General features: G+C 48.0%; 16 protein-coding genes. 7 read left to right on the top strand and 9 right to left on the bottom strand.

The genetic code is table 11. The features are described 5' to 3' along the window. Nucleotides 1-240: 240 nt before the first annotated feature. From ACFVU8_RS16930 to ACFVU8_RS16945, 4 genes are all read right to left on the bottom strand, one after another. On the bottom strand, nt 241-786 hold the full coding sequence (locus ACFVU8_RS16930; protein WP_379469812.1) for a hypothetical protein: 546 nt from the start codon (nt 784-786) through the stop codon (nt 241-243). A 176-nt stretch (nt 787-962) separates the two neighbouring features. Next, nucleotides 963-1,805 carry a protease complex subunit PrcB family protein gene (locus ACFVU8_RS16935; RefSeq protein WP_387428649.1) on the bottom strand — a complete coding sequence of 281 codons (843 nt, stop codon included), beginning with the start codon at nt 1,803-1,805 and terminating at the stop codon, nt 963-965. A gap of 138 nt (nt 1,806-1,943) precedes the next feature. After that, complete coding sequence (locus ACFVU8_RS16940; RefSeq protein WP_387428651.1) at nt 1,944-2,393, bottom strand: GNAT family N-acetyltransferase; 450 nt, start codon at nt 2,391-2,393, stop codon at nt 1,944-1,946. 70 nt (nt 2,394-2,463) lie between these two features. Beyond that, entirely contained in the window at nt 2,464-2,880 is a 417-nt protein-coding gene (locus ACFVU8_RS16945; RefSeq protein WP_387428654.1) for a MarR family winged helix-turn-helix transcriptional regulator, read from the bottom strand. 247 nt (nt 2,881-3,127) lie between these two features. Here ACFVU8_RS16945 and ACFVU8_RS16950 point away from each other — a divergent pair, with 247 nt between their 5' ends. Beyond that, a complete protein-coding gene (locus tag ACFVU8_RS16950) occupies nt 3,128-3,664 on the top strand; it encodes a DoxX family protein (protein ID WP_379469783.1) in 537 nt (178 codons plus the stop codon). A 121-nt stretch (nt 3,665-3,785) separates the two neighbouring features. Here the strand turns inward: ACFVU8_RS16950 and ACFVU8_RS16955 are convergent, their stop codons facing one another. Then, nucleotides 3,786-5,120 (bottom strand): aromatic amino acid lyase, encoded by a 1,335-nt coding sequence (locus tag ACFVU8_RS16955; protein WP_387428657.1) that lies wholly within the window; start codon nt 5,118-5,120, stop codon nt 3,786-3,788. Between the two features lie 11 nt (nt 5,121-5,131). Then, nucleotides 5,132-6,592 carry an aromatic amino acid lyase gene (locus ACFVU8_RS16960; RefSeq protein ID WP_387428659.1) on the bottom strand — a complete coding sequence of 487 codons (1,461 nt, stop codon included), beginning with the start codon at nt 6,590-6,592 and terminating at the stop codon, nt 5,132-5,134. A gap of 298 nt (nt 6,593-6,890) precedes the next feature. On the opposite strand from ACFVU8_RS16960, the gene ACFVU8_RS16965 reads away from it, so the two are divergent. Then, the gene (locus ACFVU8_RS16965; RefSeq protein ID WP_175370052.1) at nt 6,891-7,793 is read left to right on the top strand and encodes an ABC transporter substrate-binding protein; all 903 of its coding nucleotides are present in this window, start codon (nt 6,891-6,893) and stop codon (nt 7,791-7,793) included. Between the two features lie 773 nt (nt 7,794-8,566). Here ACFVU8_RS16965 and ACFVU8_RS16970 read toward each other — a convergent pair. After that, entirely contained in the window at nt 8,567-9,238 is a 672-nt protein-coding gene (locus ACFVU8_RS16970) for an O-methyltransferase (RefSeq protein ID WP_387428661.1), read from the bottom strand. Nucleotides 9,239-9,377: 139 nt separating this feature from the next. Here ACFVU8_RS16970 and ACFVU8_RS16975 point away from each other — a divergent pair, with 139 nt between their 5' ends. From ACFVU8_RS16975 to ACFVU8_RS16990, 4 genes are all read left to right on the top strand, one after another. Beyond that, nucleotides 9,378-10,274 (top strand): LysR family transcriptional regulator, encoded by an 897-nt coding sequence (locus ACFVU8_RS16975; RefSeq protein WP_387428664.1) that lies wholly within the window; start codon nt 9,378-9,380, stop codon nt 10,272-10,274. 80 nt (nt 10,275-10,354) lie between these two features. Further along, nucleotides 10,355-10,774: a MarR family winged helix-turn-helix transcriptional regulator gene (locus tag ACFVU8_RS16980; RefSeq protein WP_066377698.1), complete on the top strand. Its 420-nt coding sequence runs from the start codon at nt 10,355-10,357 to the stop codon at nt 10,772-10,774. Between the two features lie 181 nt (nt 10,775-10,955). After that, a complete protein-coding gene (locus tag ACFVU8_RS16985) occupies nt 10,956-11,609 on the top strand; it encodes a hypothetical protein (protein WP_387428665.1) in 654 nt (217 codons plus the stop codon). Further along, nucleotides 11,609-11,917, top strand: a complete 309-nt coding sequence (locus ACFVU8_RS16990; protein ID WP_387428668.1) for a hypothetical protein — start codon at nt 11,609-11,611, stop codon at nt 11,915-11,917. Before ACFVU8_RS16985 ends, ACFVU8_RS16990 begins: the two co-directional genes overlap by 1 nt. Before the next feature lie 211 nt (nt 11,918-12,128). On the opposite strand, the gene ACFVU8_RS16995 is transcribed toward ACFVU8_RS16990, so the two are convergent. Together ACFVU8_RS16995 and ACFVU8_RS17000 are read right to left on the bottom strand one after the other, a co-directional pair. Next, nucleotides 12,129-21,455, bottom strand: a complete 9,327-nt coding sequence (locus ACFVU8_RS16995) for a hemoblobin-interacting domain-containing protein (protein ID WP_387428670.1) — start codon at nt 21,453-21,455, stop codon at nt 12,129-12,131. Between the two features lie 263 nt (nt 21,456-21,718). Then, nucleotides 21,719-22,483, bottom strand: a complete 765-nt coding sequence (locus tag ACFVU8_RS17000) for a helix-turn-helix transcriptional regulator (protein WP_379469764.1) — start codon at nt 22,481-22,483, stop codon at nt 21,719-21,721. A gap of 111 nt (nt 22,484-22,594) precedes the next feature. Here ACFVU8_RS17000 and ACFVU8_RS17005 point away from each other — a divergent pair, with 111 nt between their 5' ends. After that, the gene (locus ACFVU8_RS17005) at nt 22,595-24,883 is read left to right on the top strand and encodes a glycoside hydrolase family 65 protein (protein ID WP_387428673.1); all 2,289 of its coding nucleotides are present in this window, start codon (nt 22,595-22,597) and stop codon (nt 24,881-24,883) included. Nucleotides 24,884-25,034: the final 151 nt, after the last annotated feature.

Below are 25,034 nucleotides of genomic sequence, written 5' to 3' on the forward strand. Positions count from 1 at the left end.
ATTACACATAAGAGAATCTTAAATAAAATTTTGTAAATAGTAAAGGTATTTAATAAGAAATATGTATTTATTTGTCGAAATACGCGGTTTTTTAATAAGAAATATTACCTACATGTTACCATTGGACGCAAAAAAGACCAACATCTTCTCCAAAGAGTTGGTCCTCTATCTCAATCATTGCCATTGGGTTCCAAGACTCATATGGACGACTGAACAAAAGAAAAGGGTATCCGGACTGCTCTACTCTTCCGCATTTAACAGATTAATCAACTCTACCAAATCGCCCGCAGAAGCCGCAGAGAAACTATGCTCCGTCGTATTGGCCGTTAGTTCCTGCAAAATATCCTTGATGGCTACCAGCTTGACACCCTCGCTGCTGATTTGCTCCAACTCATTCTGATCCTTCACTCTTCCGTGTACGAACCAATACTGCCACTGGTCGGTGTCAATCACGGAGCTGCGCAGCTTCTTCTTTTTGTCGGAGGTATACTTGATCTCTACCCAGGCCTTTACGCTGTCCTTTAGACTTTCAGAATTGCGCAGTTTGGCACTTGTCTTCGACTTTACGCCTAGCTTCTCCATCTGCTGCTTGGTCAACTTGCTGATATAGGCCACAGGTCGCACACTAACCTGAACTTCACAATGGACATACTCCCATTCGCCTTCGCCATTTCGCCGTACCGCGAGGAAATCAATCTCATTTAGCTTCTCCTTGATGCCTCTTATCGTAAAATACCCGTTCTTGTTCAGCCATTCTTCCACAAGAGTTTCTGCCTGAAGAGCCATAGTGATATCCCCCTTAGCTAGTCATACGTACATCCCTTATATATTCGAGATATTATTACAGAATCCTCCATTTCACTTCTTTATTTTTCACTCTCCCTACCCGTCCATACAAAAACAACGGATGGCTCCTATCGAGTCCATCCGTTGCTAATAATGCTTTTATTCGAGTATCCGTATTATTTATTGGCCTGAAGAACAGGTTTGAATGTCGAAGGAATGTAGGTTACGGCTTTAATTTCGGTAATGACTTGGGCGCTCATGGAGCCTGGGGCCGGCTTCACCAGCTTGTATTTGATCAATGCCTGATCTTTCGTGAATTGAATGCTCGTAATTTCAAGTCCATAACCGCCAGTCGGCACCGTAGCAGCAAGCGTAACCTTAGTGACAGCATCTGTCTCCTTGCCCGTGGTTAATGTAACCTCGATTGGAGCAGGTGTAGGCACTGGTTTGTAGTTGTTAATGAATTTCACAGTTTTGCTGATCATATTGGCTGCTTCGTCACGGCTGATACTATTCTTCGGATAAAATTTTTGTTTGCTGTCGAGCGTAACGATCTTGGCGAGCATCAGTTTCTGAATACTGTTCATGTATTCTTTTTTGATTTGATTTCCGTCTGCCACCTTTTGGAATGTTTCAATCCAGACAAAATCGCCTTTATGACTCATAGCCTGGTACAGAAGCTCAGCAAAGTATTCCTTGGAGATTGTGGCGGAAGGATTAATATCCTTCGGAAGCTGTACTCCATTGTAATAAGCGTTAATGAAATCCTTGGCATATGAAGCGTTATCCTTCACTTTTGTATAGTGATCGCTTGCCACTGGCATTTTGATAAAATCGATGGCATTCAGGTTCAGGTCTAGCCCCTTTACGATCATACTTACTGCAGTCGCTATATCTATACCATTCTTAGGGGGATTCTTGGACCCGCCACTCTTAGCAAAGGCCGCTCCCGTAACGTTTAAACTAAAAACGGCAATCATCATTATTAGGAGCAGCGGTTTTAAAAATCGTTTCTTCATCTTCATTCCTCCGTGTATTGTGTTTGGTTACTGGTTGTGTTTGTCATGATTTATTTCCCAATTGGTACACTCTAGACGGGAATTGTTCGAAAAGGTTGCGGGGTTCAAAAAAAATCATGCAAATAAGGTACTAGAAAACTAGGGCTTGGCTATAAATCCTGTTTTCACTCCTCTTTTAAAACCAGCTTGTTCGTAGAACCTTAAGGTACTCTCTTTCTTCGATCCGGTAAGCAGCATTACTTTGTAACACTGATGTTCCCAAGCAATCTCCAATGCCTTTTTCAGGATTGCAGTACCATATCCCTTGCGGCGAAATCCACTGTGCGTCATAACATTTTCAATAATTCCATAGGGACGGGCACCTCTTGTTAAATTAGCAATGAGCACTAACACACAGGATGCAACTAATCGACCTTCTACCTCTACTACCAAGTAATGCATGTTTTTACTTGTACAGATTTCTATCCAAATTGGATTTACATCGCATGGGTTAAGTTCAGGATCAGCCTCATGCAAACATATGTAAAGTTCCAAAAGTTGAGGAAGCTCATCTTGTTTGATGTGTCTTATAGCAGCAGTATTGTCCATTTCTTTGCTCCTTTCTAATCCCTTATATACTAAAAACAGCCCGGCTCCTACCAGGCTGTCTTAGTCATTTTCACATGTTAATCTTCCCCAACAACCGAAGCAGCTGCTCCTTCTCTTCCGGTGCAAAATCTTCATACACCGCAGCCAGTAGAGACTCGGACACCGCTTCAAAAATCGGCTTCAGCGCTCTTCCCTTATCTGTAATGGATAAGCGGAAGATGCGGCCATCGTTCAGGTCCTGCTCCTTCTTAACATACTCCAGACGCACCAATTTCTCGACTAATGCAGTGATGGTTGATTTGTCCTTGTCGATCAGGCAGGATAGCTGATTCATTGTAATGGATTCCTGTCCATACAGCTGAAACAGAATGTCCCCATGCGATGGAGCAATTCCGTGAATATGATGCTTCTTCAATTCCTTCTCGATAAATCGATTACTTCTGCGATGGATTCGGCCTATAACGGCTACAATAGCTTTTTCATTCATATCTGTATGTTAATTTTATGCAAAAACTCTGTCAAGAACCATTTGAAAGCGGTACCGGTTCCTCACTTATGTCCCCTTCGACATATTTCAAAACAAAATATTCACAATTTTAGTTTGATATCAAAATTTCTTCGTATTTTGTGATATTTATCACACCTATTGTGAAATAAATCACTTATTATAAAGCTATCGAAGATGATCATCCGATACAGACAAAAGAAAGACCACACACAAGGAGTGAAGAGATATGTTTAACAATTGGTTCAGAACAAATAAAGCCGCTATGCTGCTGCTCACTATAGTACGGGTATATCTGGGATATGAATGGTTAACTGCCGGATGGCATAAGCTGACTGGCGGCGGGTTTGATGCTTCGGGATTTATCAAAGGGGCTATTGCCAAGAGCGCTGGTGAAGGTGCGACGGTGCAAGCCTGGTGGGGAAGCTTCCTCCAACATGCAGCTCTCCCTGGCGTAGACTTCTTTAACTTCCTGGTACCGGCTGGTGAATTCCTGGTTGGCTTGGGATTGATTCTAGGAACATTCACTACCTTCGCTGCTCTTATGGGTCTGGTTATGAACGCTGCTTACCTGCTCTCGGGTACCGTCAGCACGAATGTACAATTACTGCTCATGGAAGTGATCATCATCGTATCGGCCGCTAATGCTGGTAAAATCGGCCTTGATTACTTCGTCCTTCCGTACCTGCGCAAGCTGTTCCATAGAAAAGATACCAACACGAACGTCATCCGCCCTGCCGCTACGCCACTGAAACGTACTGTATAACATGAATGCATACTATAACCCGTAAGGAATGGAGAGAAACACTTTCGTTCCTTACGGGTTATTTGATTTCAGAACGATACATCGCACGAATGACTTCTTTGACAGAAGTTAAGCTTTGATCTCAATCCGTCTTTAAAACGAGTGAAACCAAATCGAATTTTCCAGTCAAATAGTGATTGATGCTAGCTGCCAGATTAGCAGAGGAACCCGTTGTGTTCACATTCAAATCAGGGAATACCTCCAGCACCTTACTTGTGTTCTTACGAACGGCATCTGTCTTTGTAGCCGCAGCAAGCAGATATGACAACAGTGATTGGTAGGCAGTCAGCGCTTTAAGCGCCTTTCTTGCCGCCCCAAAACTAAATTCAACATGATCCTCCTGGTTGGCCTTGGTAGATATAGAATCGGCGCTAGCAGGGAGGCTTAAGGAATGAATGAGTCTGACTCTTGCCGTAGCTGCTTCGCGGATTGCCTTCAGCCTTCCGCCTTCTTCCAAGTCCAGCCTGTTGATGAATTCCATAATATAGTTTGCCTTATCGGCAATGAGAAAATTAAGCAGATCCATTACATATCCTACTTGCGTATTACTGCAATTGCATCCCATTACAGCTTCGTAGCCATCCTCCACTTCGAATAGAAGCGGATTGTCACAGGTGATGTTATTCTCGAAGTTCACGGTGTTCAGGATAATGTCGAAGGCTTTCTCAACAGCCATATCCACCCGTTCTTTCGAATCAATGATGATCGGTTGGCCGTTATTTAGAATGGCTTCGATTCTTGTTTCAATCTCCAGCAACTGCTGCATATTATGGCAGGCAAAGATAGCGATCGCTTGTGTCATGGTTGAACCATTCATCTGCGACAGCACTTCTTTACATTCCAGAGGAAATACATCCTCCATGCCCAATTCTTGAAAACAAGCCTGGGCACTCATGTGTCTGCCTTTGTAGAACACCTCTGCTTCTTCCAATCCCCCGACGACCATAGCGTTGTGAGCAAGCGGGCCAAGATCACTTAACCCAGTAGAGCCTAACTCACGAACCGCTGGAGCAATCCCATGGTTAAAAATCTCCAGCATTCTTTCAATCAATTGTGGTCTTACGCCAGAGTAGCCCCTGCTCAGCACATTGGCACGAATAAGCATAGATGCTCTGGTTATAACGGGATTCAGATACTCCCCCACACCTACGGCATGAGGATAGGGGATCGTTTTATTCCAATCCAGATGCTCTTCCGGGGACAATGCCGTATCCTTCAGATTACCAAGCCCCGTATTCACACCGTAAACAACAGGAGCATCTGATCCGAGCCAGCGAGATACTTGCGCCCTGCTGCTCTCACATCTTGCTTTTGCTTCTGCCTCCAAGCGTACACTTTTCCATTCCCCGCGCACAGCTTCAATAATATGTTCTACAGTTAAGCTATAACCATCGATATATAAGTTTGCATCCTTCATAGGCTCACACCTTACTTTAAATTTCCGACAATATCTTCTACTGCCTGAAGCACGATGCCATCTGTGACGACTTTCTCCGCAGCAACCATATCCGGGGAAGCAAAGCGATTCACTTTCACCGTCTGCACAAAGTTTCTGAATACATGGAGTGCTTCTTTCGATCCCACGCCAAACTCAAAGTCCACCAGCTTACTCTTAGCAAGATCCATCCCTTGAGCAGCCATGTACATCTCGATCCCCAAAATCTTGTTAAGCAGCGATATCGCATCGAGCATCTTCAGCGAGGATTCCAGTGTCGTGCACACATATTTTTGGGTGATATGATCGATCTTTGAAAAAGCAGTATTCGGAAGGGCCAGCAGTTTCATTTCAGCCAATATAGCTGTTGCAGCAGCCTGGATGACCGGGAATCCATGATTGAAACCCGGGTTTTCTCCGACAAGATTCATAGGCAGCCCATATGACATTTTGCTGTCCAAAAGTCTGAAGCTTCTTCTTTCACTGATATTGCCGAGATCTATTAAACCGACGATGACCAAATCCAGCAAATACCCTAACAATGGGTTCGACTTCTCCGCGATATCATTGATATCCTTGTCGAGCTGCTCCTTCAACCACTTCACAGTATCTCTGACTCCCCCATGCGTTTGGGGTACAGCCCGAATACTGATGGCATCCTGGCAGCGGGGGCCATTGTCTCCGCCATAAGCTTCCCGGCCTCTTTCAGTGGTAAATTCACTATCTTTAATGATTCTTCGTACGTTCTCCGCAACTTCGATCTGGCTATTATACGGCCTGCCAAGCTCATGCAGACGCCGGTCAAAAGCACCAGTCTCCCCCCGTATGGCTTCAAGCTGCATTGCAACACAAATATCTGCAGTTTTCGTCAACCTGGAAGCCTCAGCAGCTGCGTAAATAGACATCGCTGTAGACACACAGCACAGCCCCGTAATAAACGCTGCATCTTCGCGAGTATATTGAAGCTTGGTGAGCCCTAGCTCCTCGAACAATGATCCAACAGCTTTAAATTGTCCTTGGTGATAACAAAGCAATTCTTCTTCGCCATAGAGAATCAAGGCAAGTTCACTCATCGCGGAGGTTTCAGTTCTGTTTTCTTTATGTAAGCAAGGCTCGATCCCATGATTCACGAACAATAAAACTCTTTGGAGCAATCCATCACTCAGCACATCACTATGCTTAACTGAATGATTCAATAGAAGATATAAACTTAAAAGACCTACTTCTTTTGGCAATAACTCGCCATCGGATTGTACCCAGTCCCTTAATGAATCTAAGAAGCTCTCTCCCTGTTCTACAAACGACTTTGTTGGGAGATCCGACTGTTGGAATGAGCGCTCTGAGGTTTGGCGATGCTGTTTAACAATGTTTACTTTGAAAATCTTCCCCGCCAATACTGCAGCCATATCCTCCATTTTCAAGCTTGATCCGTCTAATTGTAATGAGGCACTCATGTTCATACTCCTCACAAAGTATTTATTGAAGTTCATTATTACAAAATGATAACAATTTATTAAATAGATAGTAAGTGGCATCGTTTTGATTGTCAATAAATATTAAGTATTCTTATAAGGATTAATTCGCGGTGTTAAACGGTTTAAATTCCCATAAAAAATTTTTTAATCCCCAGTAAACAAATGTGATTGAATTTATTTGGAAGTAATGTTATTATTGGCCCTGTAAAGTAATAATCCATTATTACCAAGTGATAATAATGAGTAAAGTCTAATTATGATTGCAGGGGGAATTGAGATGAAAAAGAAGAAATCAAGCTTACTGCTGCTCACACTAATCATTGCTTTAATGAGTATTGCTGCCGGTTGCGGAGACGGCTCCTCCAAGAAGAAGATTGTGGTGGGTTCCAAGAACTTTACCGAATCGCTGATTCTCGGCGAAATGTATGCATTAGTCCTTGAGAATGCCGGCATTAAAGTAGATAGAAAGCTTAACCTTGGCGGAACGTTGATCGCGCATGAAGCACTCAAAAAAGGCGATATCGATGTATATCCAGAATACACAGGCACAGCCCTGCAAAACATCCTGAATGAGAAGCCGCTCACAGATCCTAAGCAAGTGTTTGATCTTGTCTCGGACTATTATAAGAAGGAATTTAACCTCGTCTGGTTAGCGCCTTCCCAAGCCAACAACACTCAGGCAATAGCCATTTCCCGCTCCGCTTCCGAGAAATATGGCATCACAACTCTCTCAGAGCTGCAAGCCAAAGCAGGCGAGATTAACTTCGCCGGTGTACCTGAGTTCGAGGAGCGCGAAGATGGATTACTTGGAATGAATCGTGTATATGGTGAATTCAAATTCAAGAGCCTTAAGCTGTTCGATTATGGTGTCAAATATCGCGTAGTATTGAATGATGAAGCTCAAGCTACCATGGCCTTTGGAACAGACGGCGAACTGCTTAACCCGGATTTGGTGGTTCTGAAGGATGATAAGCATCTATGGCCTCCATATAATGTTGCCCCGGTTATCCGTCAAGAAGCTTTAGATCAGGATAAGGAAATAAGCACACTCCTGGATGCGATATCCGCGAAGCTGGATGATGCAACTATGCAGAAATTGAATGGCGAAGTAGATATTAATAAGAAAGAATATAAAGATGTAGCCAAGCAGTTCCTTAAAGATTCTGGTCTTATAAAATAAAACAAAAACAGCAGCTTTTCCCCAAGTGCGAGTAGCGGGAGAAGCTGCTGTTTTTTAGTTATATAAGCCAGTCACATAAGCAAGTTATATATGTCGAACAAAAGAAATTAACAAACAGCGAAGATGATCGAACGGGGAAGTTTGGAACTGTAGGCGCAAAGCGTTCGCCTGAAAACATTCAGGAGGAAAGCTAGGTCTGGAAGCCTTCTTTGGCTTCCGTGTTGATTTCTTTGGACGGCAATTTCCACGAAAAAAGCTAGCAACGTAACATAGAGTGCCGATAGATTGCAACCTATGGCGGCATATTCCACTTCACCGGTCGTCTTAACAGTGATAATAGGGGCCCCCTCCTCAACTAAGTGCATTTCTGTACCTTATTTTTCTTTATTCTAGGTAAATGAGGGATATAAGGGCATTATTGTATCTTATTTTTCGAAAAAGCACGCTCGGACGGGTATTCTGGAAGATTTAAGGTACAATATTGCACCTAATCTCCATTAACCAGCAGCTGCAGAGGATTTAAGGTACGAAAATGCCGTTAATTATCCTTCGATCCTTCCTATATAAACTTTCTTTTTTCATGGCTACGTTTGTTTTTAATGCGTTCTATATAGCTTGTTTGTTGGCTAGTGAGTTTGTTTGTGTTTGTGTTTGTGTTTGTGTTTGTGTTTGTGTTTGTGTTTGTGTTTGTGTTTGTGTTTGTGTTTGTGTTTGTGTTTGTGTTTGTGTTTGTTTGTTGCTAGTGAGTTAATTTGTTAGTTACGAGACGTCTTTTAGCCGTTCACCACACCGAGTATAAATCCATCATATCCCTTGCTGCCTACGGTCTGTAGCGCAGTCGCATCGATTCGCGGTTCGGCGGCTAGCAGATCGGTGAACTGGCGAATTCCCTGAACCCGATCATCCCCGCTGTCTCCATTCACGACTTCACCGTCACGAACCACATTATCGGCAATGATAACTGCGCCCGGGCTGGCCAGCTTCAGCGCCCACTGCAAGTAATGAGGATTGTTCGGCTTGTCGGCATCTATGAAAATAAAGTCAAATGGCTCCACACCCTGATCCGCCAAAGCAGCCAGAGATTCCAGTGCCGGTCCTTCGATAACCTGTACGTTGTCAGCCAGTCCTGCCGCCCGCAGATTATCCTCCGCTATTTGCACATGCAAGTGTTCAAACTCTAGTGACACCAGCTTCCCCTCTGCAGGTAGCGCCCGAGCCAGCCAGATGGTGCTGTAACCACCCAGCGTTCCGATCTCCAGAATATGCTTCGCTCCCTTCATGCGGGCCAGCAGATGCAGGTGTTTGCCCTGGTTCGGTGCAACGTCAATGGCGGGCAGACCCGCTCCTGAATTGGCCGCCAGCACGCCATCAAGCACGTGATCTTCGAGCAACAGCTTGCTGTTAAAATAATTATCCACTTCGCTCCATCTCTGTGTTCTTTCCATCGTTTCATTCCTCCTCATAATCGTTGACTCAAGTATTTGTCTTGTTCCTGATTACAGCTTATGATGAAAGGAATCATAATTCTAATATATGTTTTTAACCCATTCATATATTTTGGTTATATAAGGAGTAGCAGACAGGATGAATATACATGCACTCAGGCTGTTCTACTATGTTGCTGAGACGGGCAGCGTGACGAAGGCGGCCGCCAAACTCAGAATCAGCCAACCTGCGGTTACAAGTCAGATCAAGAAGTTCGAGAAGGACCTCGGACTTCCCTTGTTCACGCCGAGCGGGCGAGGCGTATCCTTGACTCCCTTTGGCATGGAGCTGGCGAAGCAGGCCGGAAACTTTTTTACGTATGAGGAACAGATTGATGAATTCATTGAGGATTACCGGCAGGGCCGAATCGGCAAAATCCGCATTGCCGCTACGTATCTTCCGGCGAATTTCCTGATTCCTAGCTGGGCCGCCCGCTTCAAAGCCCGCTATGACCAGATTGAGGTCGTCATTACGACCACGAATTCGCGGCAAGCTTTTGAACAGCTGAACCGGCACGAAGCTGACGTTGCCATTTATGGGGGTGGCTTGGAGGGCAGGCCGGAGAACATGGACTGGGTGGAGCTTTTTGAAGATGAGCTGTGGTTTGTTGTGTCTCCTTCTCATCCCTTTGCCAATCGTTCGGTGACCCTGGCTGAGATGATGAAGGAACCGTTCATCATGCGTGAAGAAGGAAGTTCTACGCGGGAGCGGTTATTTTCCCTGTGCAGGACCTATGATCTGAAACCACCGCAGGTGGCGCTGCAATTCAATGGTCTCAACGAGGCGATCCGATCGGTGATGGCGGGATACGGGGCGAACTTTGTCTCCTCACTGGTCGTTCGTGAATACGTAGAGCGCGGGCTGCTTGCAAGGGTATGGGTGGAGGACATTCATCTCACGAACAATCTGGCGATCTGTACCCGCAGCAATGAACAGCAATCGGCGATTGTTCAGCAGTTCATAGAGATCTGCAAGCAATATCCTACGGAGGTTTAGACTACAGTGGCTTGACAACAAAGTTATAGCTTCTATATATTTTAGGAATTATAGGAATATTGCCAAATTGGAGTGGGCTTATGAGTACAAAAACAAACAAGGACCAGGCCATCCATGCTGTTATGGATACCATGGCCAGTGTGCAGCGGAGTTCCCAGGCTTTTGTTGAAAAAATAATCCAAACGGAGTCGCTGACACAAAATCAAATCATGCTGCTGTTTCAGCTTCAACTAACCGGAAGCCTGAATATTACGGATATAGCAGAACGATTCGTTATTACACCTGGAGCAGCTTCCTTCATGTGCAATAAGCTGGAAGACGATGGCCTAATTGAAAGAGTCCGTACCAAGGAAGATCGCAGAGTGGTCCATATTGTGATTACAGCTCAGGGAGAGCAGCGCATCCGGCAGCTTTTTGACAGGTTTGAAACAGAAGAGCTGGATCGAATCGCCGTAACGCTTCAAAAGGTCCAAAAGCTAATGAATAACATTGTAGATTAACTTCTCTGAGCCCCCATAGATCGATCATTACAAGCAAAGCACTGCACTGTGTGGCTTTAAGTCACAATGCAGTGCTTTTTGGCATGCCCACGGTCAAAATAATGTTATATTGAATATATATTATAATTGTTATATATTTTAATCATTGAAATAAAATACTGTTGAGGTGGTGAACTGTACGATGCACGATGACATGCCGTCTGAACCTGCATTTAGTCAGCTTCCGCTAAAGGTGAAAGGCTCACTCTTACGAAGAGACGATATTGTGGCTACCTCGGTGGAAGTGCTGGGAGTCCTGACTGCCCGGGGGAGCATTACAACAGCAAGGTTGAAGGTCTCCGGCGAGTGCTCTGTTGCTAATGCCTGTGTTGCACGTCAAGTCAAAAATCTCGGGAGTCTGCGAACTCGCAGTCTTCAAGCTGAGAACATTAGTTCATCCGGTTATTTGTCTGCAACGCAGGAGACGACGACGGGATCTTTTTATGCCGAAGGTGCTGTGCGGATGAAGAGGTTGACAGCCAGAAACTCCATCGAAATCCGTCTGGGAAATGCGTGTTCCATTGATGAGATGAGCGCAGGCGGAGAAATATCGGTCCTTCTATCATCCACACCTTTCAGCTTCCTGATGGGCCCCTTTCGTAAAATGAACTGCTGTTCCATTACAGGAACCACGATCAGGCTGGAACGGACCACTGCTAATCTGGTCTGCGGCGAGGATGTCACCATTGGGCCGGGCTGTATTATTCAAGAACTCCATTACAGTAAAAGTCTGACGGTAGAATCTAAATCAAAAGTTAAAAAAGTGGTATTCCTACCTGACAGGGAGGCAACGTGATGAACAGCAGTATCTATTCCAAAGCTAACCTATTTAAACTTACGTTTAAAAGTTTCCTAATCCTCTTCTGTGTACCCATCCTCAGTGTTTGGACGGTGGGGAGCCTAATATGTGCAGCAATCTCTCTGATCGCTGCCCTGCTGGGGCTTTTCGGCTGGAACGGTATCGCTATGAACATCTCCCCGGGGTATGCCTTGCCTGGAATCCTCGGCTTTCCAGCGGGCTTGCTACTCGCTTTTCTGCTGGTCTTGTCTTCCTATTACACTCGGCGTTTCTTGAAAAAGTCCCTACAGTTTATTAAATCCTGAGCTTAGGATCTCTCAGCGGCCTAACTAGGAACACCTTCAGCCAGACACTACCGACTCTACAGTTCCAAATTCCCCCTCCATTTCTTATCTCTTATATCTTTTCAGTACGTTTTATTTAGCTGTAAAAAAGGCCAACCAGCAAAATCGCTGATTGGCCTTCTTCTATAAAAAGATACTACTTACTCAACTAAACAGTCTGTAGCAGAGAGCACTAGGACTGTGGAACACCATACACTCCAAATTCCCATAACGAATATCCGTAAGGCAGACCACGCTTCGTACCTACCAGGCGTACATGCCGAGCCTGAACATCCTGTAGTGGGAGTTTCTCCAATCCGCCAACTCCGTTGTCCGTGGAGAACACGGTTTGCCATTCTCCATCCCCCGGCTCCGCCGCGGTAGAGACTTCAATCCGGTAGCCTTTGGCGTATGCCCCTTCCCAGTTCAGTTCAATTCCGTTCAAAAGATAGATTGCCCCTAGATCTACTGCGATCCAGTGATCTTCAGAGTGTTCAGATTCCCAGCGGGTACCTGGATCACCGTCAAAAGCCAAAGCTGCAGGAGTAAGAGCTGCAGATGAGCTCGCCGTTTTGTGAAGCGCCACGTTCACGGCAGTCGAAGGCGCTGCCTTGAGCGTCTGAACGACAGTTGCATCTGCGTAACCCGCCGCTGATACTTTAATCGTATAATCCTTGGCCTGGGTAAATACCGTAGGCTCAAATGAAAGGGTGCTTGCTGCAATCGTGTACCCTTGAGTCAGAGTGACACCATCTACTTTCACCGATGAGATGGCCTCCCGCCAAGTAACATTGTCGGCAAAACTCACCGTAATGTGCTGACCGACAATATTGCTCAAGGAATCCGCCGTCAGGACCGGGGCCGTCTTCAATTCCGGCTGACCGGGGCCTTCCGGCCCTTCTGGTTCTCCGCTTCCATCACGGGTGCCAAACACTTCAAATTCCCATAAAGAATACCCATACGGCGTCCCGCGTGTAATTCCATACAGTCTGACATGACGCGCTTCCACACCGTTCAATGTGATTTCTTCCAGACCTCCGAGACCATTCTCCTTCGTGTATACCTCTTTCCAGTCCCCTTCACCGGGAACCGCCGCCGTAGAAGTTTGAATCCGGTATGCCTTGCCGAATGCACCTTCCCAGCTCAGCACAATGCTCTCCAGTTTAGAGATAGCGCCAAGATCAACGGCGATCCATTGCGGGTCCGTAGCATCCGACTCCCAGCGGGACTGCGCATTGCCGTCAAAAGCATTACTTGCCGGCTGCTTCGCACTGGAGGCTGTGGCTTGTTTATGAAGTGCCAAATTCTCTGCGTCAGTCTTGATTTTCTGCACTACAGTGGCATCAGCATAGCTAGTAGCCGAGACTGTAATTGTATAGCTGCCCGCGCTAGGGAATAATCCAGCATTCAGCACTATTGCCCCGGCACTGACTGTGTATTGATCCTTGGCGACAACAACATTATTGATCTTCACCCCTTGGATGGCCTCCCGCCATACCGCGTTGTCCGCAAAACGGAGTGTAATGGGACTACCCACTTTGTTATCTGTTGTATTTTCCGCGAGTGCAGGCGAAGCCTTCACTTCCCTAATCGCTACATCGTCGATAAAAATACTATGCTCCTTGCCATTGGTCGTACCATCCACATTACCTAGCAGATAAATCAGCTTCAGCGTCGTTGCATTACCTGGAGTAATCGCAGCCTTATACACTGCTTCACGATCACCGTTAATGTTGTAAGTTAGCTTATTCGTACCTGCATAGCCGTTCAGTTCAACGACAATTGGACGATCTAGCGTAGACCATGCTTTGAAGCTAAGTTCATAAGCCTTTCCGCCTTCCAGCTTGATACCTTCCTGCATTAGTTGGGTTGACCAGCTAAATGGAACGCCCCATTCATTCTGGTTGCCGCCATCATAATGAATATCAATCTTGGATACTCCGTCTACAACGTTCCAGTCGGACCAATCGGCAGCATTTTTCCAGACATCCCAGTTTGCTTTTCCATTAGACATGGAGCCATTGTAAACGAGGTTGCCATCACTGCTGAATATTGATTGCTTAACAGTAGCTGGAGCGTACCCGTTCGCTTCTACCGTAATCGTATAAGTTCCATCCGTTTCAAAAAGCTCCGCTGCCAGCGTCAAACGATCGCCAGAGGCCGTATACTTGCTTGCCGGAACGACGCTCTCTCCAATCTTCACAGATTGAATAGCCTGGCTCCAAGCTTCTGTTCCCGTATAAGTGATCACCACCGGTGCGCCCACAACATTGCCGGTCCGGCTCGGTACCAGTGTCGGTGGACGTTTGACTGGTGCATCCTTGATCTCGAACACAACGTTACTAATCACAATATCATGAATAGCAGACGGGCTGGACGAGGTCTTGCCCAGAATGAACTTCAACGCAACCAAATCATCTGATCCAGCTCTGAAGGTATACGCAAAATGCTTCGTTTCCGGAGTCAGATCAATCGGTCCGGTCTCAAAACGCCGGGTGTAGCCCGCATTCTCCAGCGATACCTCTATATTACGGGCAATCGTGGAGCTGGCATCAAAGGACAGTACATATTCGAAACCCTTCGACAGCGGCAAGCCGGATTGGTTCAGCATTACATTCCAGGCTTCGCCTCCGGGATTGGATACTGTGATCTTGGCCTTGCCACCTTCACCAGAGAACGTTGCTGCGCCGCCTTGAACGAATGGCTCCCAGCCTTCCAGACCGAGCGCGAAATCACCGTTGACCAGCGGGAACAGCTTCACGCCCGAGTAATCCACATTATTATTGGTCGTACGGATGAGGCGGACATTGTCGAGGGTGATATTTCCCAGCTCCCCGCCAAGACCAAAGGCCAGTATCGCTTCTATATCCGTTGTTCCAGCAGTCATCGTGAATTCCAGCGTGTAAGTCTTCATATCCGGTGTTAGTGTATAGCTCTGTTCAGCATAGACCGTACCGCCATCCTTACTAAGCAGTGAGGTCTTCAAGCTTCTATCCGCTGCTGATTTGGCATCAAAGGTCAGCTTATAGCTATCCCGCTGCAACAGATTGATCCCCTTCTGCGTGAGCTGGATATCATCTGGCCCCGAACCCGGTTTACTGATCGAGACCGCCAGTTCTTTAGTAGCAGGATCTACCGACGCCTCAGCAGAAGCATCATTCTTCGCTGCAAAATTCCAGAAAATCATCCGGTCCATCGTTCCAAGCTCGAAGCCGCCATTATAGACATGATCTCCATTGTCCAATGGCGCCTTAGGCGCATTCAGATCAACCAGCATTTCTGTCTCTTCCACCTTGACGTTGCCAATCCATACCGGAAGGGTGCTCTGCCCCATGTTGAATTCCAAGCGGGCCCCAAGATCCGTATTCTCCGTCATTTGGAAAATAAAGCTGTAGTTCTCCGGCTGCCCCTTCAGCGCCGCAGAGAACACATCCGAGTAGGCCGCCCATGCTCTATCCGCTCCACCGGACAGCTTGACGTTCAGGTTCCGGGCTGCGCCGGCCTTTGCATCGAAGCTCACTTTGTAATAGTGGCCGGAGACCAAAGAGACCTTCTGTATCAGCTGTACCGAATAATCGTTGTTGCCCCCGGCGGTGATGTTCATCTTCGCGTAAGGTGTCCCATCGATGGTCTCGACACTTGCAGTTGCCGCCCCTCCTGTTCCGGTCACCGCGTTCCAATATAAAGGATCAAGAGTATCGTCAGGTGTAATCGCCTTGAATCCCTTCTCGTAGGCAGTATCGTATACATAGTTTCCGTTAATTGCTTTCTTCGCATTGTCCGGAATTGGCTCCTTAACCAGCTCAGGCTCCACCGGTGTCTTGTATTCACGTCCTGTCAGCTCATAGACACGAACATAATCGACTAACATCTGTGCAGGCAGCTTCGAGGCAGGCGGTTCCAAACCACCGTCATAGTTGCCCCCAACAGCCAAATTGAGAATCATGTAATATGGCTCGTCGAACGGTGCCGGATAAGCATTTTTCTCCGGTTGTCCTGTGCTCCAGCTGTACCAGTTACTTTCCTTGAAGAAAAGAACACCGTCCACATACCAGCGGATTTCTCCCGGCTCCCATTCAACCGCATAGGTGTGAAAATCCGTAAAGGATTCCCCCTCAGGGAAAGTGTAATGTCCCCCGCTGGCCTTGTTGTTGGGACTACTCTTTCCATAGTGGAGAGTGCCGTCCACGACATTAGGAACTCGGCCGCGCGCTTCCATAATATCAATCTCACCGGAAGCCGCCCAAGTGCCGTACGCCTGATCCTTTGGCATCATCCAGAACGCCGGCCACAGTCCCTGGCCTTCCGGCAGCTTGATCCGGGCCTCGAATTTTCCATAAGCTTTGGTGAAAGTAGGATTGGTCCACAGCCGGCCCGAGGTGTAAGGCTTACCGCCAACATTCTGCTCCTTCGCCTCGATGACCAAATGACCATCCTTCACCTTAATGTTGTCCCTTTGATAATACTGCTTCTCATTGTTACCCCAGCCGTCGAGTCCGAACTCTTGGCCAGTTCCGTTCTGGTATGCCCATTTGCTCAAATCCACGCCGTTGGTATCCAGCTGCGTACCCGTGCCGGAAAATTCATCATTCCAGACCAGGCTCCACTCACTTTCTCCCACAATACTCTGGGTCACGGACACAGGCTCAAAACCTGCCGCCTTAACAGTCACTGTGTATTCCCCTGTGTGCTCAAAGATACTGGCATTCAATGTCAGCACTCCTGCTGTCAACGAGTACGCGGAATCCGGCAGACGGACGTTGTTCACCAACACCTCAGTGACGGCCGTTCTCCAGGCAGGTAGATCAGCAAAAGTAAGCTGAACCGGTGCTCCCGGCTGATTGGCTGATGCATCCGGGGACAGCACAGGTCCTTTAGGCAAGGATATATCATTACCTTCCTGTGCTTTCTCCCCCGTTGCGGCCTTCGCTCCTTTGACCTCCAGGGTAATCGTATCCAAATAGACTTTATGTGCTGCAAGTTCTTCTCCATTAACTTTTCCAAGAAGGAACTTGAGGGCTCCAATACTGTTGCCCTTCATTGTGAACTCCAGGGTATAATGCTGAGTCGATGCATCTAATGCCACATTTTCATTCAGAAAACGGACGTTGTCTGTACTTTCGACTACTGCTTCAATACTCCGCGGCAGTGTCGATCTCGCGAAGAAGGACAGCACGTAGGTTTTGCCTTTCTCGAGGGGTTTGTCACCCTGCATCAACATAATGTCCCATGGATTAGCGCCCGTCTTATCAACGGTGATTTGGGCTGCATGCCCGCTGCCGTCAAAGTCGGCCTCTGAGGTGCCAGGATCATACTTGCCCTGCCAATGGGTATCCCATCCGTTCAATCCATCGGTGAATTCGCCGTTGTTCAGCAGGAAGGCTTTCGCCCGAGCGCCCTTCAGCTCTACTCTCACATTATCGACGAAGACTTCATGCTCTCCAGATACGGCCAGTCCCTCTACTTTTCCTAGCAGCATTTTAAAGGAGGCTATCAGATCTGCGGTAACCGGAAGCTCGTAAGTAAAGGTCTGCTTTTCCGGTGTCAGCCGCACCTTCTGATTGATATAGCGCTCATTAGCTGCGTCAACCACGATTTCAACGTCCCGGCTCTTGGTTGATCTTGCATCAACCGAGACGGTATAGGTGTTGCCTTTGCGCAGCGGGAAATCATTCTGCATCAGCATGACATCCCAAGGGTTATTGCCTTGGCCCGCGATATGGAATTTCAATTCTCCACCTTCCACGGAGAACTTCGTGACCTTATCCCAACCGTCATAACGTCCTTGCACATGCTCGTTCCAGCTCGCTGTACCATTGGAGAAATCGCCGTTTTTAAGCGGGAATTGCTCTTCCAGCGGCAGTTCGCCCATGTTGTTATTGGTCAGGCGTAGCAAAGAGATATCATCCAACACAAGATTGCCGCTATTGCCGCCGAGCAGGAAAATCAACTGTCCTTCAGGATCGGTGACTTCCGGCATGTCGAAGGTTACTGTCTTCTCTGCCATCGTCTCTGTCAGAGAGACCTTCTCAGCTTCCAAGTAACTTCTCAATCCATCTTTACTGCGAACAGCCACCTGAATCTCATGCGGCACATCCGCTCTTCCTTTGAACGTGAGCTGGTACTTGTTCTCTGCCACGAGATTTATACCCGGTTGGCTCAGTGTAACCGCTTCCGGTTTATCGCCACCACCCTTGATAGCTACAGACAACTCACGGGCTTCAGGATCTACCGATGCGGATGCTACGGCCTGATCAGCATTGAAATGCCAGTAAGTCATGCGATCCATACGTCCCAGATCAAAAGAACCGTTGTATACATGGTTGCCATCGGCCAGTGGCTCTTTAGCCTGATCAGGGTAGGCTTCAGGTGCTTCTGTCTCCACCAGCTTCACATTGCCGATCCAGACTGTGGATGGGCTGAGGCCCATATTCAATTCCAATCTCGCTAACGGATCTGAATCCTTATCCATCTGGAAAGTCATCTCATAAGGCTGTACATCTGTGCCTAACTGAGCCTCCAGCACTCTGGAGTAACTGCTCCAGCCTCTGTCTGCCCCACCGCTAAGCTTGGCGCTCAGAGCACGGCTGGAAGCGGCTTTGGCATCAAAACTCAGCTTATACCATCTTCCTTTGCCCAGGGTGACATTCTGAATGAGCTGAACTGCATGCACAGCATTACCAGGTTTAGAAATCTCGATCTTGGCAAACTTGCTGCCATTTACAGTATCGGCGCTTATGGCACCGTCACCACCAAAGGTATCCATATGGACGAAATTCCAATACCGGGTATCCAGTTCTACCGAAGAATCCGGTACATTCGTAAACCCTTGCTCATAACCGGGGTCATACACGTAGCTTCCATTTATAGCAGACTTCGTACCTTCCGGCAGCGGCTCCAGGGCAACGCTCGGTTCAACCGGAGTCTTATACGGTCTTCCGGTCAAATCGTACGCGCGAACATAATCGACTACCATTTCCGCAGGAAGCTGAGAAGCATCCGGCTCCCGATTGCCGTCATATGTTCCGCCTACAGCGAGGTTCATAATCATATAGAAATCCTGATCAAACGGGGCTGGGAAGGCGTATTTGGCTGGCATATTCTTTCCCCAGCTATCCCAATTGTTGAGGATCTGGTAGATCTCCCCGTCCACATACCAACGGATCTCACCCGGCTCCCATTCAACGGAATACGTGTGGAAATCCGTGATATCGGTTCCTTCGGCAAAATGATAGGCGGTTCCTGTTGCGCGGTTGTTCGGCCAGCCCTCACCGAAGTGGATCGTACCGTCAACCTCGCCCGGCAGGCGTCCTCTCACTTCCATGATATCCAGCTCACCGGAGGAAGCCCACGTCCCGTATTTGCTCTCGGTCGGTACCATCCAGAATGCCGGCCACAGACCTTGACCTTTCGGAAGCTTGATTCTGGCTTCAAATTTGCCATAAGTTTTATTGAAGGTGGGCTCAGTATACAGTCTGGCTGAAGTATAAGGCTTGCCCTCGAAGCTTTCCTTCTTGGCCTGAATTACCAGCTTGCCATCTGTTACTTTGACATTCTCTTTACGATAATATTGCTGCTCGTTATTGCCCCAATCCGTCAACCCATATTGCGAACCTGTGCCAAGCTGGTATGCCCATTTATCCAGATTCACTCCGTTGGTATCCAGATTGTTACCCTTGCCGTCAAATTCGTCACTCCAGGCGAGTGTCCAATCCTTCTCCTCGGAAGGATTCTTCAACACTTCCTGCACAACGCTGCTGTCGCTGTATCCGGCGGCTGATACAACAATCCTGTTCTCCCCAACACTAAAGGTATCGGCCTTAAATGCGATGCTGCCTGCTCCTACTTTGTAGTGTCCGGCATCCAGGGACACGCCATTAACAGTGATTCCGCTGATCGCACTACGCCATGCCGCTGAATCTGCAAAGCTCAATTCAATAGTTTGGCTTACGAAATTAAACGTCGTATCCGGTGCCAGTACAGGTGGCTCCGTCGTCGGCTGACTTGTTGGCTCCGTCGTCGGCTGACTTGTCGGTGTTGCCGTCGGCTGACTTGTTGGCGCCGTCGTCGGCTGACTTGTCGGTGTTGCCGTCGGCTGACTTGTTGGCGCTGCCGTCGGCTGACTTGTCGGTGCTGTCGTCGGCTGACTTGTCGGCGCTGCCGTCGGCTGACTTGTTGGCGCTGTCGTCGGCTGACTTGTTGGCGCTGTCGTCGGTTGACTTGTCGGCGCTGTCGTCGGTTGACTTGTCGGCGCTGCCGTCGGCTGACTTGTCGGCGCCGTCGTTGGCTGACTTGTCGGGGACGGTGCCGGCGTACTTACCGGTCCCGAGGTCGGTTGGCTGGTCGGCGACGTACTCGGTACGACATTGCCGTGAATAACAGGAGGCTGCGAAGGAGCGCTACTGCTCTGGGCTGCTGCTCCTAACACGCCTTTCTCCACTTTTACGCTGCTCTCAGTTGGCAGCGCAGTATTATTAAGGGTAACCGCTTGCGCGGCATTCCTGATCTCCAGGATCGTGCCTTCTGCATCGATCTCGTTGTTAGCCGCATCAGCAGCAATATTTAGTGACTGGATGACGGCGTCTTGCCCTACTTCAAGTCGATTGCCAGGCGTAAGAATGTCTACGTCCTCTACCTGGCTGCCTTCGGAAATAACAACGCGTACAGGACTCTTTTTCTCGATGGATACTTTCCCGAGCTTGGAATCCTTCAGATAGACACTGAACTGCCCTCCACCATTAATATGCACACTGCCCTTAACAGTGGAATGTTCCAGGATCAGATCGCCTTCCCCTACGCCAGGAGCTACATACAGATCCCCGGCGATGTCGGCTCCGGTTAGAGTCACACCCGGCACATTTACCACTACATTCCCAGAGCTCTTGATTCCGGGTACCTTGGCATTCTGCTTATTAACGATCTGACCCGCCAAGCGGTCCAGCAGCGTCACAGCCTCAGCACGGGTAATAACATTCTGGGGCCGCAGTGTATGATCACCGTATCCGCTTACATAACCACCGGCTAGGAGTCCACTCACGGCTTCGCGTGCATAAGCGCTAACTGCTGTGCCATCTCCAAATCCGGCCAATACAGAATCGCCGCTGTGTGGAAGCTTAAATACTCCAGCCAGCATCCGGGCAAATTGCTCCCGGTTCACCTTCTGCTCCGGCTTGAAGCTTCCGTCCGGATAACCTGTGATATAGCCTGCCGCTTTGGCTGCGGATATCGTATCCGCATACCAGGCATTGTCTTTCACATCACTAAAGCTCCCGGACGAAGAAACCTTAAAACCAAACAGCTTGTTGACGAGTGACGCAGCCTCTGCCCGGGTTAAAGCTTCATCCGGTCGCAGGATTCCATCCGGGTATCCATGAATCAACCCTTTTTCTACCCATGAAGCCAGCGTTCCTTCGGCCCAATGAGCTACGGAAGCGGTTTCGTTTTTGGCCGCAAAAGCAGCCGGAAGATTGCTGAAAACCATCAGGAAACATAACACCAGTGAGATCCCTTTTTTACGCAATTCCTGTAAGCCTCCTTTTGTCTTTGAATGATACCGCTTTCAATGTCTTCTAAACTGGACTGCACAGATTCTTTCCTCCGCGCTGTCGTCTCGCACTGCTGCGCCCGATCCAAGCGGCTGAATAATTCTATGCTAGCGTATACTGCCATAGGATTCCATTACACAAAATAACGAAAGCTATACAATATTAACGGTTTTAAGCATTTATATCTGCAAAAAACCTGCAGTCCCCTATTATAGGAGAAGGCAGGCAGGTTCATCTCTTACTTATGATCCCCATGCAGCTTGTGGAATTCCCCGCTTCTACGGAATGCCTTGGGGGTCATGCCGGTGTACTTCCGGAACAGCTGGGTATAATAGCTTTGGCTACAGAATTTGAACATGAATGAGATCTCGGAAATTGACTGATTGCTGTGGGCTAAAATGGACTTGGACTCTTCGATCTTACGACGGTTGATAAACTCCGTGATCCCCATCCCTGTCTCCCGCTTGAAGCGGTCTGACAAGTAGCTTGGGTGCACATTCACATGACGAGCGATCATCCCTAGAGTCAGGTCCTGAAACAGATGTTCACGGATGAAATACACGGACAGATTCACAATATGGGAATAGTGAAGGGTCTCTTTTTCTCTTTTCATAACGGCAATAAACTGCAATACCATCTCGTATTCAAAACGCAGCAGCCATTCGATTTCCGTTGCCATCTCAATGTCGCGGATTAGCGTATCACTTAATTGAAAAGCGGTCTCCGGGTCCACACCACCACGGATAATCGCTCTCGTGAACAACGTACATGAAGCGATCATGGCATTCTTCTTCGAACGCAGCGGATAACGGGCCAGCTTGGCCGCTTCCAGCGCATTAATTTTTCGCAGTGCCTCCAGGGCCCCGTTCTCATTCCCTACACGGATAGCTTCCAGCAGCTCATGCTCATAATCCAGCGGAGGATGAACAAAACCTTGGTTTAGGTTCTCGGAACGGGTGGATAAATAGGACGGCAAAGGGGTTGCTTTCTCCTGTCTTGTCATACTTCTACCCCTACCTTAAAATTTTGATAAAAAGTTAAATATATTAGTATAATCTTAGACTTTCCCGCCTTAAAATTCAATCCATAACCACCAAGGGAGGACTTAAAAAGCATGAGCTGGAACATTTCCAATCAGGGATTAACCGCAGAGACACTGCTTAATTTAGAAAGTATTTTCGCGCTGGGCAACGGGTATCTGGGGGTTCGCGGGAATTTTGAGGAAGGGTATGCCGACACTGGAATTCAGAGCATTCGTGGCACATACCTGAACGCCTTCCATGATGTTATTGACATTCCATATGGCGAGAAGCTGTACGCTTTCCCGGGCACGCAGCAGAAGCTGGTGAACATTATCGATGCACAGGGCATCAACATATATATCGGTGACGAGGAAGAACCTTTCTCACTGACCGAAGGCAGCATTGTGAGTTATGAGCGCAGCCTGCATATGGACAAAGGCTATTCAGAGCGCAAAGTCCACTTCAGAACACTTTCCGGCAAAGAACTGAAGCTTCATTTCCGCAGACTGGTCTCCTTCACGCACAAGGAACTGTTCGCGATTAACCTCACGCTGGAACCAGTAAACTTTACAGGGGCAATCAAGATTGTATCCCGAGTAAACGGGGATGTCAGCAATTACAGTAACCCTAATGATCCGCGGGTCGCTGCCGGACACAGCAAACGGTTGTCTGTAGTCGGCTGCGGTATTCAGGGTGAGTATGTGCATGTCGAGAACGCCACTATGACTTCTGGTCTGCGCACTGCCTGCGTTACCCGGCACGAATGGGACGGAGCTTGGACAGTTAAGGCACAGAGCAACGATCTGGCAGGCGAAGTAACAGCCACGGCTCAGCTCACGGGTCCACTGCAACTGACCAAATGGAATGTATATACCGATACCCTTCGTCATTCGGACGCTCTTGTTGAGACTGGAATCGCTCTGCAAGAAGGCCTTAAAGCTCTCACGTTTACGAATTTGCTGGAACAACAGCATCAATATCTGCAAGACTTCTGGAAGACTTCTGATATTGTGATTGAGAACGACGCCCAGCTTCAGGAGGGCATTCGCTTCAACCTGTATCAGCTTCTGCAATCCGCGGGACGCGATCCGCACAGCAATATTTCTGCCAAAGGTCTATCCGGTGAAGGATACGAGGGCCACTATTTCTGGGATACGGAAATTTACATGTTGCCTGTCTTCTTAATGACCTCTCCTGACCTGGCTCGTCAACTGCTGCTATACCGTTATTCCAAGCTGGAGCAAGCTCGTGATCGTGCTAAGGAAATGGGACACTCCAAGGGCGCATTATTCCCGTGGCGGACGATTTCCGGAACAGAATGCTCGTCGTTCTTCCCGTCCGGTACCGCTCAATATCATATCAGCGCCGATGTTGCCTATAGCTACATTCAGTATTATCTGGCTGAACAGGATAACGCCTTCCTGCTGGAATACGGCGCTGAAGTATTGTTCGAAACCGCCCGCTTGTGGATGGAAATTGGCCATTACCATGAAGGCAAATTCCACCTTGACGAAGTTACTGGACCGGATGAATACACTTGCCTCGTGAATAACAACTATTATACGAACGTAATGGCTAAGCATAACCTGAAATGGGCGGCGACCAGCTTCGAGACCCTGAAATCCTACGACGAGCAAGGCTTCCACGCGCTGATTGAACGTCTTGGTGTGACAGCTGAAGAAGTTGCAGAATGGAGTCAAGCTGCCGAAGCCATGCTGCTGCCGTTCGATGAGAAGCTGGGGATCAACCCGCAGGACGACACTTTCTTGCGTAAAGCTGTTTGGGACTTCGAAAATACTCCAAAAGAGAAGCATCCTCTGCTGCTGCACTACCATCCGCTCACACTGTATCGCTACCAAGTGTGCAAGCAGGCCGATACCGTGTTAGCCCACTTCTTACTGGAAGATGAGCAAAGCGACGAAACGATCCGTCGTTCTTATGATTACTACGAGAAAATCACAACCCATGATTCCTCGTTGTCATCCTGTATTTTCAGCATCATGGCCTCCAAGATCGGCTATCACGAGAAAGCCTATGAGTATTTCATCGAGACTGCCCGTCTGGATCTCGACAATACACACGGCAATACCAAAGACGGTCTGCATCTGGCCAACATGGGCGGCACCTGGATGGCGATAGTCTATGGCTTTGCCGGCACCCGCTTAAAAGAAAGCGGATTGTCGCTTGCGCCTTCCATCCCGTCCGGATGGGAAAAATACGCATTCCGCCTGACCTTCCGCGGACGTCTGATTGCGGTAACAATCACCACCGGAAACGTGGAGTTGGAACTGCTCGAAGGCGAAGCGCTGTCGCTGAATCTGTACGGACAGTCCGTAGAGCTGGACAGCTCGAAGCCGGTGGTTCAACCATTGAAAGGTTAATAACCATCTCAGCCGTTCCTCCGCTCTGCCAGTCTAGGCAGCAGCATACAGCTTAAGGGGCTGTCCCATAACAAGGCATGAGCCTTGATATGGCCCCAGCTGTTGAAAAATCATGCAAAAAAACAGAAAATGGCGGTGCTCAGGAGTATTC

The organism is Paenibacillus sp. NPDC058177, from assembly GCF_042883835.1.
In the GTDB taxonomy this organism is placed as follows: domain Bacteria; phylum Bacillota; class Bacilli; order Paenibacillales; family Paenibacillaceae; genus Paenibacillus_AQ; species Paenibacillus_AQ agri.